The organism is Corynebacterium sp. HMSC036D03 (assembly GCF_001836185.1).
GTDB classification, from domain to species: domain Bacteria; phylum Actinomycetota; class Actinomycetes; order Mycobacteriales; family Mycobacteriaceae; genus Corynebacterium; species Corynebacterium simulans.
On record NZ_KV827769.1, the window covers coordinates 24343 to 42086 of the forward strand.

Sequence of the window (17744 nt, forward strand, 5' to 3'; positions counted from 1 at the left end):
CGGGAACTAGAAAGGTGAGCGTGAACAACAACAAACTCGTGCCCTGCTTGGTAGCGGGCGCAATCCTCGGCGTGGTGCTGTGGGTTGCCTCGGGAATGCTGGTGCTTTTCCCGATTGGGCTCGCACTGGGCTTTCTGGGACTTCCCATCCTTGCGGTGAGCAGGGATGAATCGAAGTCCCGCAAGCGGCGCGACGATACGTTCCGTGACTAGACGGGGCGGGAAGGCTAGACAGGGCGGGAAGCCTAGACAGGCCTAGAAGACTAGACGGGGCTAGAAAATCTCGATTCGCCCGCCCAAAGACTCCGACTGACGCAGCTGCGCCACCCAGTTCGGGCCACCCGGGTGCAGGCGCAGTACCGGCCGCGAGGAAATCTTGACCGGGGAGACCGATTCCTTGCGGGCGCCGGAGCGTGCCTCAATGCGGGTGCGGGCGCGGAAGCCATTCTCCGCGAGTTCAGCAACAGAGGGCTGCTCAGCGGCGAGAGAGTCGCGCGCGGCCTGCAGGAGCTGCAGTGCTTCATCGAGGGCGTCGACAAGCGCGGGTGCGTTGGTCTCGCACATCTGCCGCACCAGCTCCGGGGTGGTACCGGCCACGCGGGTGCCGTCCTTGAAAGAGCTCGAGGCCAGTGATTGCGCGAGGATGCCGCCGTTGTCGCCCACCACAGCGAGGGTTTCAGCGAAGACGTGCGGCAGGTGAGAAATGCGCGCCACCGCGGCATCGTGATTTGCCACGCGCACGGGGACGGCCTCGGCGTGCACCATCTGCGTCATACGCACCACATCGGAGAAGGTCTCAATCCACTTCTTCGGGATGCGCTCCCCGCGGGCCTCGCACTCGGCGGCGTAGTCATAGGTAATTGCCCATGCTGCACGCTTAAAGAGCTTGGTCTGCGAGTGGTCCCAGCCTGAGTTTTGAGTGCCGGCCATCGGGTGGCCGCCCACGTAGCGCGATTCCATGCCGCGCTCCAAGAAGAGATCACGCACCTCAGTCTTCACGGAAACTACGTCCGTGATGCCACAGCTCGGCGCGTGCTGTTGAATCTCGTCCAAGACCGAAGCGACCGCTTTCATCGGGGTAGCGATGACGATTAGTGCATTGTCTGCCTCCGCGCGGGTCAAAATTGCCTGCAGGTCATCGGTGACGTCATAGCCCGCTTTGATGGCGCTGCGGGCACCGGAAGTCGAGTGATTATAGCCATATACTGCGTGTTTGCTTGCCACGAGATCGCGCAGCAGGGAACCGCCAATAAGGCCTAGGCCGATGATGCATACGGGTCGTTGAACGTCTTGAGAACTCACGGTGACAATTCTGGCACAACACGACTAATCTCACGAGGTATGAGTGATGACAACATCTCCTTCGCAGTTACCGTTGCCCGCAATGAGGGGCAATGGGTGGTTCGGGAGTTTAATGACGACTTCGAGGACATCAACACCTCCATCAGCGCGGTGCGCGCGCTGCGCTCCGAGGGCGCGGCCTTCGCGCTGCTGTGCGTAGAGGATGAATACTTCGTTGTCGTACGCCCAGTGCCGGGAGATGTGCGCATGCTGATCTCTGACGCCACATATGCCGACGAGGATGATTTTGCCGCAGACTTCCTGGAGCTGCGCGACCTTGACTTCCCCGAAATCGATGACGACGACGAGGATCCAGATCCTTATGGCGACGGCGACTTCGATATCTTTGCTGATCTTGGGCTCAGTGAAGATCAGTTGGGCTACATCATCGACAATGACGAAGATTGGCCCTCCGATATGCTCCTGCGCATCGCGGGCGATTTAGGCTTCGGTGACGAGCTCGAAGAGATCATTGCTTAAATCCCAAGGCTTGGCCAGCGCCGAGGCGCGCATGCGCCGCGCGCTCGAGGTGGCACGCCAGACACCCGCGGGAGACATCCCGGTAGGAGCGGTGCTTTACGACGCCGCCGGCAACGAGCTTTCCACCGGCGTCAACCGCCGGGAGCAGCGCGGCGATCCCACCGCACATGCGGAAGTGGAGGCGATTCGCGCGGCCGTCGCCAAGCATGGCGATGGCTGGCGCTTAGAAGGCTGCGAACTTGTGGTCACCCTTGAGCCGTGCGCGATGTGTGCCGGGGCTATCCAGGGGGCCCGCGTGGCTTCCGTGGTCTTTGGTGCTTTCGAACCGAAGACGGGCGCGTGTGGCTCGCTTGTCGATGTCCTGCGTGCCCCCGGTGCCCTGCACGTGCCCGAAGTGCGCGCCGGAGTTTGCGAGGAAGAATGCGCCGGACTGCTCACCGGCTTCTTCGGCGAGCTGCGCTGACATTGCGTAGGATGGGGTCACCGCAAACAAAAAGGAGAAATAACATGGGTGATTTCGAAAACAAGAAGGACGACCTAGTAGGTAAGGCAAAGGAAGCTGCGGGAAACGCAACCGACAACGAGGATCTTGCTAACGAGGGCAAGGCAGACCAGGTTACTTCCCAGGCTAAGGACAAAGTCTCTGACGCTGTCGAGGGCGTAAAGGACAAGGCCAACGAGGTTATTGGCGGCCTGAAGGACAAGTAAATCCGGCGGGATTTTGTGCCGCGCGCTTCAACACGTAACCTAGACCACGGTGGCGTGTCCGAGCGGCCGAAGGTGTTCGCCTCGAAAGCGAATGTTGGGTAACCCCCAACCGCGGGTTCAAATCCCGCCGCCACCGCCATAGCGAAAGCCGTGGGGCAAGTAATTGCTCCACGGCTTTTCTTGTTTTAGCTGCCAGCGGCTGGCCGCTAGACTGGGCGAAGTTAATCAACGAGACAGAAGGTAACTCCTGTGGCAAAACTCTTGTACCGTCTTGGGCGCTGGTCCTTCCTCAACAGGTGGAAAGTGATCATCGCGTGGCTTGTGATCTTTGTGGCCGCTGTGGGCGCCACGATTGCCTTGATGAAGCCCATGACTTCGGAGTACTCCATCAAGGGCACGCCGGCGATTGACGCTACCCACCGCGCCGCCGAGCTTTTCCCGGAAAGCGGCAATTTGGCCAGCGCGCCTTCGGTGAACCTGGTTTTCCAAGCACCCGAGGGGCAGAAGCTTTCTGACCCGCAAAATAAGGAAGCGATGCAGCAGGTGGTCGATCAGATCACCAACGAGCTCGGCATCAAGGACCAGCAACGCTGGGGCAACCCGCTCGACGTATCGCCGGCTTTGCAGCAGCAAGTTATCGAACAATTCACCTCGATGGGCCTGCCGGAAGAGACCGCTCGCAAGGATGCGGATAACCTCGCGATGGTTAATGAGGACGAGACCATCGCCTATACCACCTTCAACTTCGATGCGGAAAGCTCCTACACCGTTAAGCAAGAAGACAAAGACGTCGTCACCGCGGCGATGGAGCTGGGCCGCGAGAAGGGGCTAACGGTCGAGGCCGGCGGCGCGGGCTTTGGCGATGAGATTAAGGTCAACTCCACCTCGGAGATCATCGGCCTGGGCGTGGCCTTCCTCGTCCTTATCTTTACCTTCGGCTCCTTGGTTTCGGCGGGCATGCCGCTGATCTCGGCCGTCGTGGGCGTGGGCCTGGGCGCGCTCGGCGTCATGATTGCCACGCACTGGATTGAGCTCAATAACTTGACCCCGGTCCTGGCCATCATGATTGGCCTGGCCGTGGGCATCGACTATGCGCTGTTTATCATGTCGCGCTACCGCCAGGAGCGCTCGCGGATGGATGGGCCCGAAGCCGCCGGCATGGCGGTGGGCACGGCAGGTTCCTCCGTGGTCTTCGCCGGCGCCACGGTCTTCGTGGCGCTCTTCGCCCTCATCGTGGCCAAGATTGGCTTCCTCACCGCCATGGGCTTGGCTGCCGCGGGCACCGTGTTCATGGCGGTGCTCGTCGCGCTGACCCTGGTGCCGGCGCTGCTTGGCCTGGCCGGCGATAAAGCCTTTGCCGGTCGAATCCCCGGCATCGCCGGCAACCCGAATAGGAAGGGCAATCGCCGTAAGGGCGCCACCATGGGCAACCGCTGGGTGCGTGCGGTGCAGAAGGCCCCGGGCCTGGTCATGGCCGTGGTCGTGTTGGGTCTTGGCGCGTTGAGCGCCCCGGTGTTGGACATGGAGCTCGCGCTGCCGGCGGATACCAGCTCGAATCCGGATACCACCCAGCGCAAGTCCGCGGACCTGCTGGCCGAAGGCTTCGGCGCAGGCGTCAATGGTCCATTCCTGGTCATCGTCAATGGTGAGGAAGCCAACCCAGACGCGCCGGCTCTCCAGCCGCTGATTCAGGGGCAAGAAGGCGAAGACCAACAAAAGAAGGCAACTTTCGCCTCCTTCATGTACGCGACCCAGCAGCTTAACCAGGTCGGCGGCGTGAAGCACGCACAGATCGTTGGCCTCAACTCTGATCAGACCGCGGCACAGATCATGGTCGCACCGACCACCGGCCCGACGGATCCCACGACCGTCGGCACGGCGTCGGCTCTGCGTGCAGAGAACGAGCGCTTGGGCGAGGTCACCGGCGCGGAAATCGGCATGACTGGCCTGACCGCCGTGCAGCTGGATATTACTGAGCGCTTGGAGGCTGCCATGCTGCCTTACCTCGCCATCGTGGTGGGCTTGGCCATCCTGTTGCTCTTCCTAGTCTTCCGCTCGGTCTTGGTCCCCGTGGTGGCTGGCTTGGGCTTCCTGCTCTCAGTGGGCGCGGCCTTCGGCCTTACGGTTCTGGTGTGGCAGGACGGCCTCTTCGGCCTGGTTCCGGCGCCTGGTCCGCTGATTTCCTTCATGCCTATCTTCCTGATCGGCGTGACTTTCGGCTTGGCCATGGATTATCAGGTCTTCCTGGTTACCCGCATGCGCGAGCACATCGCGCGTTATCCACGCGGCAATGGCACCAAGTACAACGCCGTGGATGAGGCCACCATCGCGGGCTTTACCGAAGGCGCGCGTGTGGTCACGGCCGCAGCCATCATTATGATTTCGGTCTTCGTGGCGTTTATTAACCAGCCGCTGCCGTTTATCCAGATCTTCGGTTTCGCCCTTGCCGCAGGCGTGCTTTTCGACGCCTTCCTTGTGCGCATGTCCCTCGTCCCCGCCACGATGTTCCTATTGGGCCGCGCGACCTGGTGGCTGCCAAAGTGGATGGATAAGGTCATGCCTTCCCTCGACATCGAAGGCACAGCTCTGGAAGAAGAGTGGGAGCGTGAGCATGGCGGCGCATCTGCGGATACGACGCAACACGTAAACTAGCCTCTATGATCGAGCAACAGCCGCCTTTTCCTGCACCCAAGCTAGAGACTGACCTGAGCTTCGACGTGCGCACGCGCCTCGACCAGGCTGGTCCTGGCAAGCATGGTCGCAGCGGCACCATTCATACACCGCACGGGGATATTCAGACCCCAGCCTTTATCCCCGTGGCCACCAAGGCCACGGTTAAGACCCTGACCCCGGAGCAGATCCGCCAGACGGGCGCGCAGGCTATCTTGTCCAACGCTTATCACCTTTATCTGCAGCCGGGCCACGACATCGTGGATGAGGCTGGCGGCGTCGCGACCTTTGAAAACTGGCATGGCCCCACCTACACGGACTCCGGCGGATTCCAGGTGATGTCGCTTGGCGTGGGATTCAAGAAGGTCCTGGCCATGGACACGGCCAACCTGACCGAAAAGGACATCCGCGCGGCCAAGAAGGAGCGTATGGCGCAGGTCGACGAGGATGGCGTGGACTTTAAGTCTGTTATCGATGGCTCGAAGCACCGCTTTACCCCGGAGGTCTCCATGCAGATTCAGCATGGTTTGGGTGCTGACATCATGTTCGCCTTTGATGAGCTGACCACCCTCATCGATAGCCGTGCCTATCAGGAGGAATCCGTCGCGCGAACGCACCGCTGGGCGCAGCGCTGCCTCGACGAGCACCACCGCCTGACCGAGGAGCGTGGCCCGCAGAAGCCGCGCCAGTCCCTATGGGGCGTCGTCCAGGGCGCGCAGTACGAGGACCTGCGCCGCCAAGCCACCCGCGGTCTGGTGGAGCTTTCCCAGGCTGCCGAGGCGGACGGCAAGCGCGGTTTCGGCGGCTTTGGTATCGGCGGCGCGCTGGAGAAGGAGAACCTGGGCACCATCGTGGGCTGGGTCTGCGACGAGCTTCCTGAGGATAAACCGCGTCACCTGCTGGGCATTTCCGAGCCCGATGATTTGTTTACCGCGATCGAGGCTGGTGCCGACACCTTCGACTGCGTTGCGCCGACCCGCCTGGGCCGCCGCGGCGGCGTGTACACGCTCGATGGCCGCTTGAACCTCAAGGGTGCGCGCTTCAAGCGCGACTTCACGGGCATCGACGAGGAGTTCGGCGGCTACGTCTCGGAGAACTATTCCCGCGCGTACATCCACCACCTGCTCAAGGCCAACGAATTCCTGGCCGGCACGCTGTGCACCATGCACAACCTTACCTTCATGATCCGCTTGGTGGACAACATCCGCGCCTCCATCGACGGCGGCTACTACGAGGCCTACCGCGACGAGTTCATGGGCCGCTACTACGTCGGCAAGTAAGCTACCTCCCTGCGCTCGCCGCCTCTTTTCCGCAAATACCCAGGGCTAGAACTGCAGACCTCCTGTTCGGCTTTTCTCGCGCTTGCCGACGCCGCCCTTTTCACCAGGAAGCTGCAGTTCCAGCCCTGGGTTTCTAGGGCTGGGTTTCTAGGGCTGAGTATTTGTGGGTTAGCTGCTGGGAACGTAGTCTTCGCGGGATTTAACCCACTTGATGACGATGGTGGTTAGCGGCAGCATGACCACCTCGATGAGGGTTTTCCACACGAAGCCGACCACTACGTAATTGAGAAAGCCGCTGAATGTGGAAATGCCGATGACTGGTGCGGCGATGATGCAGAACAACACAGTATCGCCGAGCTCGCCCACGACGGTTGAGGCGACCAAACGGCCGATGAGTCCACGTTCACCGGACTTTGCCTTCATGCGGGTCAGCGTGAAGGAATTGAGCAGCTGGCCCACTAAGTAGCCTGCCAAGGAAGCGGCGAGGATCTGCGGCACAAGGCCCAAGGTAGCGGCGAAGGCCTCTTGGCCTTCGTAGAAATCCGCCGCTGGCAGCCAAATCGCGATATAGAAGCACACCGCGGCCAGAATCGCCATGACGAATCCGATGTAGACCGCCCGCCGCGTGGACTTGAAGCCATAGCATTCGGACAGGACGTCGCCTGCGATATAAGCCAGCGGGAATAAGAAGAAGGCGCCGTCGGTGATGAGCGGACCGAGCTGGACGCCCTTTGTGGCATTGATGTTGGAAATGAGGAACGTAACGACGAACACCGTAACCAGCCACGGGTACAGCGTGGACTGTACCGGGATGAATCGGATGCTCTCGCCACTGGAAGTGGTTGCGGTTGCCGATTTTTCTGTCATGGGCAGTTATCTTGCCATGCCGTCTTATGGCGTTGTCTTATGGCGCTGTCTTATGGCCTGAGAAAACAGAAATGCTCACACATCTTAGGGGAGACTGGGGAATGATCCTCAAGGTAGATCCAGCGAGATATGTGCAGCTGAATCCGGCATTATCGATGTGGCGCTGGGGTAGTGGAGGGTAAATCCCAAGGAAGAGGCGAAATGAGGCCTTAAGTATGGCATTCTTTTGCTTGCAACACTTGTGCCTATTTTGTTCCCTTTGGTTTCCCTGGCCGCTCTCTTGGCTGGGGGAGCGCTATTTGAGAAAAGGTCATTAGTTATGACATTTGGTTCGCCTGGCTCATCGCCCCAGTTTGGTGGTCCGCGCCCCGGAGCGGGTAGCGGCCCCAACAACGGCCCTAACAATGCAGCCGGCCCGAGGTTCGGATTCCCAAGTTCCCCTAGCTTCGGTTCGCCGAATCAACCAGGAGGAAGCGCGCCGTCGTTTGGCGCAGCTGGCCCCGCACAAGGTGGCGGCCAGGGTTTTGGCGCACCAGGCGGGCAGCCCAGCGCGCCGCGCAGCTCGCGCCCTGCCACCCCAGCCGCACCCACCAAGGGGCCGTGGCCTTTGCTCATCGCCGCTGGTGTGGCCGCTATTTTCTCCTTAATCGCGGTAATCGCCGCGCCATTGGCCTCCACTGCAACCCAAGGCCTTTTCTTTGGCTTGGCCATCGCGGGATGGGTGCTTGCCGGCATCGTCGCCTTTGTGCTCCTTGGCCTATACACCCTGCAAAATACTCGGCGCCAAGCGGAAAGCTTCTACATTGAGGATACGCGCCAGACGCTGGTCTACCGCCTCGTCATGATCGGCGGCTTCTTGCTTGTGATCGCTTCCGCAGTGGAGATCGCCTTCTACGTAGGAAAGGTGATGGGCGCCTAATGCGAAAACTAAATCGTCTCCTCGCTCTCAGCAGCACTGCACTGTTGTGCGGTTTCGCAGGTTCCTTGGGAGCTTCCGCGCAAGATGCGCCAGCGCCTGAGCAAGCACCAGCGCCCGAGGCGGCCCCGCCGGCAGAACAAGCCCCACCAGAACAAGCTCCACAGGATAAAGCACCGCAGGCCTCCGAGAGCAGCCTCTCTGAGGCCTCGCAGAAAAACCTAGCGGACTTTAGTTCGTGTATCGCGGATAAGAAATCCGCGGACCTGTTGTTCGTGCTCGACCAGTCGCAGTCCCTCATCGGTTACGAAGGCGAACCAGCCACCGATGGCTCCCACTTCCGTGTTGATGCCACCAAGGACATCGTCAATCAGCTGGCCAGCCTAGGCAAGGACGCCGGCGCGGATATCAATGTCAAGCTTGCCGGATTCGGTTCAGGCTATTACTCCGAGGCCGGCGAGTACGGCGGCTGGACCAATGTTTCCGGAAACGCCGGCGCCTTGGACAAGGAGATTGACGCTTTCCGCAACAAGGAGCGCACCTCCGATCTAGAAACCGACTACGGTTTGGCCTACTCGGGCGCGCTCAAGGAATTCGGCGATCATGATGGCAGCGATTGCCGCGCCATTGTCTTTTTCACCGACGGCGCCTACGTGGGCGTTGAGACCGGCAAGGACAACGCAGCAGCCCGCAACATTTTGTGCACCCCGGATTCCACGGTGTCCGCATTCCGCCAGTCCAATATCCGCCTCTTCAACGTCGGTCTCGTACCGGCGCGCGATGCGAAGGAGCAGACGGAGCTTCTCACCGACCTGGCTGAAGGCGAGGGCTGTGGCCAAGGCGAACCCAACGGCGCCTTCTTCAACGGCGGTGAGGATCCCGCCGCACTGTTTGCAGCTTTCCGTAACCTCATTCCTACCTCCGGTGGCTTGAGCAAGGAAGGCACTTTCACCGAGCAATTCGATTTCTTCCTGGATAATTCGGTCGACCCAGTCCGCCTGTCCGCGGTTCCGAAGACCAGCGTAGAAGAAGGCAAGATCATTCCGACCCTCACCGGTCCTGATGGGCAAACGGTAGAGCTGAAGCCGGATACCAAGAAGGTCGCCGGCGCTGACGTGGAGATCACCACCAATGACCGCCTTCCGGGCATGGTCGACGTCGCAATGAAGAAGGGCGGCGAAGGCTGGGCCGGCAAGTGGACCTTTGGCTACAAGCTGGAGGGCGGCGCCGAGGGCGAGTACCAGGCATCCATGGTGATGATTCCGGGTCTGAACCTCAACCTGCAGCGCGAAAACGGTGAGAAGCTAAGCGGCGGCATCAACTCCGACCAAGTTATTAAGGCACAGCTTGTCGACGGCGGCGGTGAGCCGCGCAAGCTCGAAGGCCAAGGCACGCTGCGCGCGGAGTTCGTCCCCGAAGAGGGCGAGCCAGTAACGCTTCTCGAAAACGCCCCGATCGTGGACGGCAACGCGGTGGATATCCCGTTGGACAAGGTCGAAAACGTTGCCGCGGGCAAGCTGGTGACCAGCGTGGACATCACCACGAAGGGCGTCGATAATCAGCCGGGCTCCAAGCTCAACCCCATCAAGAGTGAAACCCCGCTGACGATTACCCCGGTCAACATGCCCTCCGTCGGCTCGGCACAGGTGGTGTCGATGACGGAAAAGGAAGTCACCGTTGATGTTCCGGTAACTGGTCCGGGCAAGGTGTGGCTGGCGGAGCAAAGCTTCGGCGCTGACGAGGCCACGCTGCCGAAGGGCGTGGATGCGCTCAAGGTTACGTCCAAGCACGATTCCGCGGATAACGCGCTCGAGCTTGGTGAGGGCGAAGAGGCGACGCTGCCGATCACCCTTTCTGCAGAGAACATGGAAGACGGCGCTTTGGCGCTCAAGCCAACGCTGAGCTTGCAGTCTGCGGAAGATAATCAGGAAGCGCAGCTGCCGCTGCAGCTGAAGGGCTCGATGACCACGCCTTTGAGCAAGAGTGCCTTCGGCCTGGCATTCGTGCTGGCGGTCCTTTTGGGCCTTTTGATTCCGCTGGCGGTTCTTTACTTCATGAAGTGGTTCTCCGGCCGCATCCCTGAGTCCCCGCGCATGTTCGCGAAGACGATTCCGGTCAAGAAGGAAGGCACGAGCCTCATCCGCACGGATACCGGCAAGCCGTTTGCGGTCTCCAAGGAGGAGTTCCAGGGCGCAGTGCCTGTCGACGCCGCGCCGCGCCGGGCAAATCTGGGCCTGTACGAGGCAAAGGTAAAGATGGGCCTTAGCCCATTTACTGCGGCCCATGTGGAAGTTGAAAGGGATGGCTCCATCTCCGGCAAGGGCAAGCAATCCGGTGGCCGCGCCATCTTGCCGCTGGCAGTTCAGAACAACTGGTTCTTCGTGGGCAACGCGAATGACAAGGAGCGCGGCGAGATCGTTTTGACGGTCGACACGATGGCACATGCCGAAAAGTATGACGAGCTTTCCGAGGAGATCAACCGCTCCGCACCGGTGCTCTTCGAGCAGGTGCAGTTCCCCGCGCCGAAGGAGCCTAAGGCTCCGAAGGGCCCGAAGGGAGAGCAAGGCGCACAAGGTGCACAGGCACCGCAGAACGCGCCGGGTGCTAACGCTCCAGTGCAGCAGTTCCCTGGCCAGCCGGGCCAGTTGCAGAAGCCGGGCCAGCCAGGTCAGCAGCGTGGCTTCGGTCAGCCAGGTGGCCAAGGTGGCTTCGGTCAACCAGGTAGCCAGGGCGGTTTCGGCCAGCCGGGCAACGGGCCGCGCCAGAACCCGCAGCAAGGTGGATTCGGTCAGCAAGGCGGCTTCGGCCAGCCGGGAAACGGACCACGCGGCAACAACGGTGGATGGCCGCAGGGGCCTTCCTTCGGAAATAACTAGTCCGAACCAGAACGCAAGCAGAACGCACAAGTTGAACACTTAAAGAGACATCCCGAAAGGTTTTAAGAGCAGATGAAGAAGTTCCTCGTAGTTGGCTGCGGTGGCTCCGGCGCCAAGACCTTGGCCTTTATCATGGACCAGCTCAAGGCGGAGCTGCGAACCATCGATCCAGACATCACCGAGCTGCCCAAGGCGTGGCAGTTTGTGAACATCGATGTGCCCCTCGAAGAGGAGGCCGGCCCGCAGAAGCTGCCGAACGTTACCCAAAGCGGCGGTCAGTATGTGGGGATCGGCTCACGCCAGCATTACAACCAGTTCGATGCTGGTATCTCTGAAACGTTGGGCCGCTCCGGCAAGCTGGGCGAGATCGCCACGTGGGCTTCGCGTACGCCGCAATCGAATGACACAAAGCTTGCCGACGGCGCCGGCCAGTACCGCGCCATCGGCCGCATCCTGACCCTGCGCCACCTGAAGGACATCCGCAGCGCATTGAACGCGGCGGTGTCTGAGATGTTTACCCAGGAAGCTATCCAGGAGCTCAACGAGCTCAATTACAAGCAGTCGAAGAAGCGCACAGATACTGGTTCCTCCGCGCCGGTTGTGCTGGTTGTTTCCTCCATGGCAGGCGGCGCAGGCGCTTCGATGTTCCTGGATGTCTGCCGCGTTCTGACCACCATCAAGAATCTCGATCCGACCAGCACGCTGGTCTTCATGTACACCCCGGAGATCTTCTCCGACAACAAGGCTGAAGACATGGCCGGCGCATGGCCCAACTCCCTGGCCATGTTCGGCGAGGTCGTTGCATCCCAGATGGGTAACTCCACTGCGCATGACCGCGCCATCTTCGAGGCCTTTGACATGGGCACCCCGCCAGAGGGCCCGACTTTTGGCCGAATCTTTCCCATCGGTTCCAAGATGGGCACCACCGGCTCCCGCTTTGGCGATGGCTCCGCGATGTCGATCTACCGAGGCCTAGGCCGCGCGCTGGCCGGTTTGATGGCCTCGACTCGTGCGTCTGACAACCTGGTCTCTTATGCGTTGACCAACACCCCATCCGGTGACGGCGGCCGCCGTTTCTTCGGTTGGGACCGTGATCAGTCCCAGGGCGGTACCCCGTGGGCTCGCCTGCCGTGGGGTTCGCTGGGTTATGCGCAGATTTCCATGGGCCGCGATCGCTTCGCCGAGTATTCCGCGCAGCGCCTGGCCCGTAGCTCCTTTGAGCGTCTGCTCAACGGACATCTCGATAAGGCCAACCCAGAGGCCGGCGAGATGCAGATTGCAAAGCGCCTTGATGAGCGCCTGCCGGGCCGCTTCCAAGACATGATGTTGGATCCGAGCTGGGCGATGGGCGGACCTATCGATCCGAACTCCGCGTATAACTGGCTGAACACCGTATTCGGCGGCATGGGCCAGCCAGCTGCCGAAAACGCAGCGCGCAGCCTGCGTAATTTCATCCCGGTAGGGGAAGGGCGCAACGTTAACGAGTGGCGCGCAGAGCTCATGCAGAACCTGAGCGATCCACAGAACCAGCAGTACATCGCGGGAATGCTCCAACAGGCGGCGTATGACACCACCTATCGCTTCGCTAACTTCTTCTCAGACAAGGTCTTGAGCACGGTCGAGGGCGAGTTGGCGGCAGTGGGCCTGCCTTATGTTCGCGAGATGCTCGATCGCGTCAAGGACGTCTTGGCCAGCGGCGACCGCCTGCAGCCGCAGCTTAATGAGTTCTCTAATTCCTTCCAGAACTTCGCCGTGCTTGCGCTTCCGCAAGGCGCGGAGCCGATCCTTAGCCCGCTGACCGGCAAGGGTCAGATGACGGATCCAACGCCGACTGTCAACGCTCTACTGGGCCTTTATCACCAGCAGTTCTATCACTACTTCCTGTTGGCTACGGCGCATATTCTGCAGGACGTTCTGCAGGATTACGTCGACGAGAACCTCTTCCATCTGCAGCGTGAGCTTGGCGACGCCCATAAGGTGCTCGAGAAGGCAGCACAGTCACGCCCGGAGACCAACAAGCTGGCAGACGTTCGCACCAACGAGGTCAACGCCTGGCCGGAGGAAGTAGACGAGGTCGTTGAGTCCCGCTTCAAGGGCGCGGAAAACGAAATCATGTTGACCGACGTCAACGCGTTTATCACCGACTACCAAACCCAGATGTTGCGCACCATTCAGGGCCAGCAGTCCACTGCCGATGTGCAACATTACGATCAGGCTTACCCATTCGCGGTGCGTGCGGTCATTCGCGGCGAGTGGGATTCGCTGGATGCCAACAAGGCACCGCGGGATACGCTGGCGCCGCAGAAGCGCACCAACGATGAATACAGCAACCGTGCAGGTTGGGTATCCAAGCACCTGTCGCAGCATCCGCAGACCGGGGAGCGTCGCGAGTCCCAGCGCGCACAGTACCGTTCGCGCATTCGCCCGGCAGATCTGCTGGAGCGCTCCCGTGCGTGGATTAACCGCCGCGACTATGAGTTCTACAAGTTCAACTCCGTGGATCTGCGCAGTTACCTGATGCTGACCCCGGATATCAACGAGGTGGAGCACTCCCAGCGCATTGACCGCTTCGTCAACGCCTTCCAGTTGGCGCTGAGCTACGCCCGCCCGTTGGCTGCCGTGTCCAGCGACATGGTCCAGCGCATCCACGGCAAGGACGTGCAGTACACCTACTCCTTCTCTGATATTCCTTTCGAGGCTTTGGGCAGCGAAGAAACCGGCATCGTTCCACGCCTGGGCGAGCTGCTTTCTACGCCTTCTATTGACGAGCCATCGCAGGTGGCGTTGCGTAACTCGCTGAACATGTCCGAGCAGGTACAGCACATCGAGATCTTCGGTTCCTACCCGAACTACTCGCCGATCGTATTTTCTTCCATGTTCGGCTACATCGCCGAGGACATCGATAAGCAAGAAAACTTCGATGGTTCCTACTGGTCGGAGCGTCGTACCCGTCCGCTCGCGGCGGCACTGCCGCTGACTGAGACCGAGCGTCAGGCCATGGTTGCAGGTTGGATCATCGGCCGCATTACCGGCCGCATCCACATCTCCAACCCGGATTCCGATAACGCCGCGGCACATATCTACGACGACACCGCCAATGGCGTAGGCGATTGGGTACCTTTCCCGAACCCGATGCTGATTTCCCCGCGCCGCATGGTTAAGAAGTCCGACTGGATGTCTTCCGTGCTTGAGTCCATCTTCATCGCGTACGCGAAGGTACAAAAGAATGGCGCATACGGCTTTGCCTCTTCCTTGTACCCGTACCAGTTGCTGCGCGGGCTTTACGACGACGGCCAGGACTTTGCGCACTCTGGTGCTTCGACGCACCCACTGGTCCACCGTCTGGCGGCCTTCCTGCGTGATGGCACCGTGCCGGGCCGCGGCGTCGTCGGCTCCAGCATCCAGGATCGTTATGAATCCTTCGTTGCGGAGCTCGATAAGTTCGTCCGCGGCGCTGATCACTTCATTCCGGGTGGTATGAATTCTCTGCCGGGCCAAGGCATGGATGACAAGCCATTTGCAAACATTCGCCGCCGCGACGTCGCCTCCGCTACGCCGTACTACCGCGACCTGGCGCCGGACGTCGTCGTCATGGCGCAGCGCATCCGCGATTTGCTGGGCCAGGCAAAGACTGTCGCTGAAACGCCCGATACTTTTGAGGCTCCCGCGAGCCGGGATTCTTCCAGCCAGACCCCGCGCTTTGAGCCTGAATTCAACCTCACCGACTTGGATGACACCTTCTAATGACTAACGTACTGTTCTTTGGACACGGCGCCACGGCCGATGAGATTCGTTCCCGCCTTTTCGACCTGCGAGCTGTTGGCTTGCTGCAGAACTTCATGTGGGTGGACTACACCCAACCGACGTCGGCAGCCGCAGTGCGCTTCTTCGACGCCGAGGGAAACCCACGTATTGCCACTCTCGACGAGTCTCTGCGCAACCACGAAGGCGATATGCTCCTCGTGGTCATCGATACGCTGGATGAAAGTGATTCCTTGCAGCCAGACGCTTTGTCGCGGTGGGCGGCGGCCGTGGATTCGCGCATCGTCCAGGCCTCGAACCAGCGCGTTCGCCTGTTGCTGACCACCTTGCCTTTGCAGCCGGCACACATTGAGCCGCTGCAGGTGTGGGAGAACCTGGTGCTTTCCCCAGAAGAGGGCGGCACTCCTTCCGCTTCGCATATTCGCCCCATCATGCGCAGCGAAGATGGCTTTGCCTTGGCACAGTTCGCAGCTCCTGCCGTGGCATCCATCTTCGGCCTGTGGCGCGGAATGCAGGAGGCAGCTGTATTCGAGGCCGAATCGGGCCGGCTGATGGAAACCGGCAACTGGGAAAACTTCCGTCTCGTGCGTGCTTTCCACCGCACTATCGATGCCAGCGAGGTCGAAAATGAGGTCAAGGACCGAGTATTCAATCCGAATAATCGCCTGCCGCGTACCCGCGTGAATAACACCAGCTACACCGAGCACGCTACCGATCCGAACGCGCTTACGCAGCACTACGCGGATACTCTCTTTCACGCTTTTGGTGGCAGCCTGATTTCCCAGGAAATCCCGCTGGAGACCCCGAAGACGCAGAAGATCGGCGCGTGGGCTGCGCTGCGCGATAACCTGCGCCTGTACTGGGCCACCGTCATCGGCAAGCCGCAGGATTGGGTCAACGACCGGCGCGGTGCCGTAAACAGCGCAACCGCCTCGTTCCTGCAGAATCTTCTCTATGGCCGCAATTCCAACATGGAGGTGGTTTTGGATGGCCATTCCGGCAAGGGCGAGAATGCTGTATCCATCGCACAGATGCAGCAGAAGAATAACCGGACGCTGAATGAAGCCCAGAAGGTCCAATTCGACGTTGGTGATACCCCGCAGCTGGCTGGCATGTGGGAGGCCTATCATGACTTTGCGCTGGGCTTAGTTGATGGCCAGTGGAAGGAAAACGCCAACTTCGCCCCGCCGAAGGGCAATAACCAGGACGTACTCATTGTCCAGCACGGCAAGCAGTCCGTGCCCGATGTCAGCCAATCCTTCCGTGGTTTCCACCCACTGATGAACCGCACGGTGGGCTATGAAAACGAGGCGCAGGCAACGATTGCACCTTTCGATCCACTCGCTGCGGAGAAGTTCGCGGCTGACCTGGAGTGGACTAGCCAGAGCACACAAAACACTGAGATCAACCGTAAAAAGCAGCAATTCGCGGCATGGCGTAACCAGCACCAGGAAACCTTCGCATGGAAGGTCGGCTCTGGTTTGGCCGCAAGCCTGCACTCCGCGCGCCAGCGCGAGGCGCACTTCGAGGACGTCGCCCGCCAGCTCAGCGAGGAAGCCAAGGGCTTTGCCGAGCGTGACTTCAACGCTGAAAACCGCAAGCTGACCACCAAGCTGCGCGCCATGTGGGGCGTGCTAGGCGCGATTTTGCTCGTGCTCATTTACCTGTGCATCTCGCATTACAACAGCGACTTGCGGATCTGGGATTCCATGCCCACCCTGGACTGGAAGTGGACCACCTTCGGCGTCATTGTTTCCATCGCCTTGTTCCTGGTTTGTTCCTGGCTTGCCTTCACCAAGGCGCAGCGCGAAATCTACGATTACGTGCAAAGGCAAAAGCTCAATCGCCAGAACCAGGAGATTGCCGCGCGCAACATCGTGCTCGCAGCGGGAGACATCGACCGCAACATCAATGCATACGGTCAGTTCCTGAGCTGGTCTTCAGTTCTGGGTCGCGCAATCTATGCGCCATTCGGCTTGAAGTCCACCACCAGCGACCACCTGCGCACCCCGGAATCCGGCTTGCCGGATAACGCGCGTATCGGCAAGGCAAAGGTCACCGACGATGAAACCAGCCGCATGGCCGAGGGAATTCGTTCCCACGTTTTCTCTGAGGCCTGGGCTCATAAGTCTTTGCGTGGGCTCGTGGATTACATGAATTCTGTCTTCGAGCGTCACCAGGTGGGCAACGGTTCTATCCAGCCGAGCGCCATGTGGGGCATGCGCGGCCAGTATTCGAAGTCGCCGCTGGACATGATCGCTCGCAACCTGGATCACCCAGCGATGGCGGATCGAGATTTGAAGCCGCAGGTCTGGCACAGTGCGATTACCAATCCACAAATGACGGGCAGCATGCAGCAGTTCCTGTCCAAGGTGACCTTCTTGGACGATAATCGCAGGCAGGAGCAATCCACCCAGCAGTTCATGGCGGGTATGAGCGAAGAAAAGGGCGCTATGCAGGCCTTCAGCAATGAATCGCTGACCACGTTGGGCGCTTCCGATGGATACACCGAGATCGATCCTTCCCGCACTCGCATCATCGAGGTCGATAGCAATACCGCGCTAACCAGCCAGCTTTCGCGTTCTTTGACCGTGGTGCAGTTCGGCCGCATCACCGATTTCAAATACTTGCTGCCAAAGGAAGCGCAGCCGGAGACGGAAGCTGCTTTACCTTCCTTCGCAGATGCGCTCAGTGGACTGGACGAAACCGACCACATGGACTCTTTCAACAATGCTTCGCAGGTGCAGCCGGGCCGCCACAGCGCCGGCGAGGGTTCCACCGGCTTTAGCTTTGGCCGCCACAGCCAGACGCCGTCGCTCGATGACTTGGACGAGACGTTCTAGGA

General features: G+C 60.4%; 12 protein-coding genes and 1 tRNA gene. 11 read left to right on the plus strand and 2 right to left on the minus strand.

Annotated features, from left to right (window positions below; genetic code table 11):
* Nucleotides 1-20: 20 nt before the first annotated feature.
* Nucleotides 21-212 carry a hypothetical protein gene (locus HMPREF2692_RS12235; protein WP_235591329.1) on the plus strand — a complete coding sequence of 64 codons (192 nt, stop codon included), beginning with the start codon at nucleotides 21-23 and terminating at the stop codon, nucleotides 210-212.
* Between the two features lie 60 nt (nucleotides 213-272).
* On the opposite strand, the gene HMPREF2692_RS12240 is transcribed toward HMPREF2692_RS12235, so the two are convergent.
* A complete protein-coding gene (locus HMPREF2692_RS12240; RefSeq protein WP_062036240.1) occupies nucleotides 273-1301 on the minus strand; it encodes a prephenate dehydrogenase in 1029 nt (342 codons plus the stop codon).
* Between the two features lie 39 nt (nucleotides 1302-1340).
* Here HMPREF2692_RS12240 and HMPREF2692_RS12245 point away from each other — a divergent pair, with 39 nt between their 5' ends.
* The 6 genes from HMPREF2692_RS12245 (at nucleotide 1341) to tgt (ending at nucleotide 6478) form a co-directional block, all read left to right on the plus strand.
* Nucleotides 1341-1820: a tRNA adenosine deaminase-associated protein gene (locus HMPREF2692_RS12245; protein WP_062042667.1), complete on the plus strand. Its 480-nt coding sequence runs from the start codon at nucleotides 1341-1343 to the stop codon at nucleotides 1818-1820.
* Nucleotides 1821-1851: 31 nt separating this feature from the next.
* A complete protein-coding gene (locus HMPREF2692_RS12250) occupies nucleotides 1852-2283 on the plus strand; it encodes a nucleoside deaminase (protein WP_046645837.1) in 432 nt (143 codons plus the stop codon).
* A gap of 44 nt (nucleotides 2284-2327) precedes the next feature.
* The gene (locus HMPREF2692_RS12255; protein ID WP_061920058.1) at nucleotides 2328-2528 is read left to right on the plus strand and encodes a CsbD family protein; all 201 of its coding nucleotides are present in this window, start codon (nucleotides 2328-2330) and stop codon (nucleotides 2526-2528) included.
* Nucleotides 2529-2576: 48 nt separating this feature from the next.
* Nucleotides 2577-2667, plus strand: a tRNA-Ser gene (locus HMPREF2692_RS12260).
* A 110-nt stretch (nucleotides 2668-2777) separates the two neighbouring features.
* A complete protein-coding gene (locus HMPREF2692_RS12265; RefSeq protein WP_070433386.1) occupies nucleotides 2778-5180 on the plus strand; it encodes an MMPL family transporter in 2403 nt (800 codons plus the stop codon).
* Between the two features lie 5 nt (nucleotides 5181-5185).
* On the plus strand, nucleotides 5186-6478 hold the full coding sequence (tgt, locus tag HMPREF2692_RS12270; RefSeq protein WP_070433387.1) for a tRNA guanosine(34) transglycosylase Tgt: 1293 nt from the start codon (nucleotides 5186-5188) through the stop codon (nucleotides 6476-6478).
* 168 nt (nucleotides 6479-6646) lie between these two features.
* On the opposite strand, the gene HMPREF2692_RS12275 is transcribed toward tgt, so the two are convergent.
* A complete protein-coding gene (locus HMPREF2692_RS12275) occupies nucleotides 6647-7345 on the minus strand; it encodes a queuosine precursor transporter (RefSeq protein WP_062042664.1) in 699 nt (232 codons plus the stop codon).
* A 319-nt stretch (nucleotides 7346-7664) separates the two neighbouring features.
* On the opposite strand from HMPREF2692_RS12275, the gene HMPREF2692_RS13460 reads away from it, so the two are divergent.
* The 4 genes from HMPREF2692_RS13460 (at nucleotide 7665) to HMPREF2692_RS12295 (ending at nucleotide 17742) form a co-directional block, all read left to right on the plus strand.
* Nucleotides 7665-8264, plus strand: coding sequence for a hypothetical protein (locus tag HMPREF2692_RS13460; RefSeq protein WP_235590977.1), 600 nt, complete (start codon nucleotides 7665-7667; stop codon nucleotides 8262-8264).
* Nucleotides 8264-11137: a VWA domain-containing protein gene (locus HMPREF2692_RS12285; RefSeq protein ID WP_061920069.1), complete on the plus strand. Its 2874-nt coding sequence runs from the start codon at nucleotides 8264-8266 to the stop codon at nucleotides 11135-11137. Before HMPREF2692_RS13460 ends, HMPREF2692_RS12285 begins: the two co-directional genes overlap by 1 nt.
* 72 nt (nucleotides 11138-11209) lie before the next feature.
* Nucleotides 11210-14881 carry a tubulin-like doman-containing protein gene (locus HMPREF2692_RS12290; RefSeq protein ID WP_070433389.1) on the plus strand — a complete coding sequence of 1224 codons (3672 nt, stop codon included), beginning with the start codon at nucleotides 11210-11212 and terminating at the stop codon, nucleotides 14879-14881.
* Nucleotides 14881-17742, plus strand: a complete 2862-nt coding sequence (locus HMPREF2692_RS12295; protein WP_061920073.1) for a hypothetical protein — start codon at nucleotides 14881-14883, stop codon at nucleotides 17740-17742. The genes HMPREF2692_RS12290 and HMPREF2692_RS12295 overlap by 1 nt, the downstream gene beginning before the upstream one ends.
* The last annotated feature ends 2 nt before the right edge of the window (nucleotides 17743-17744 follow it).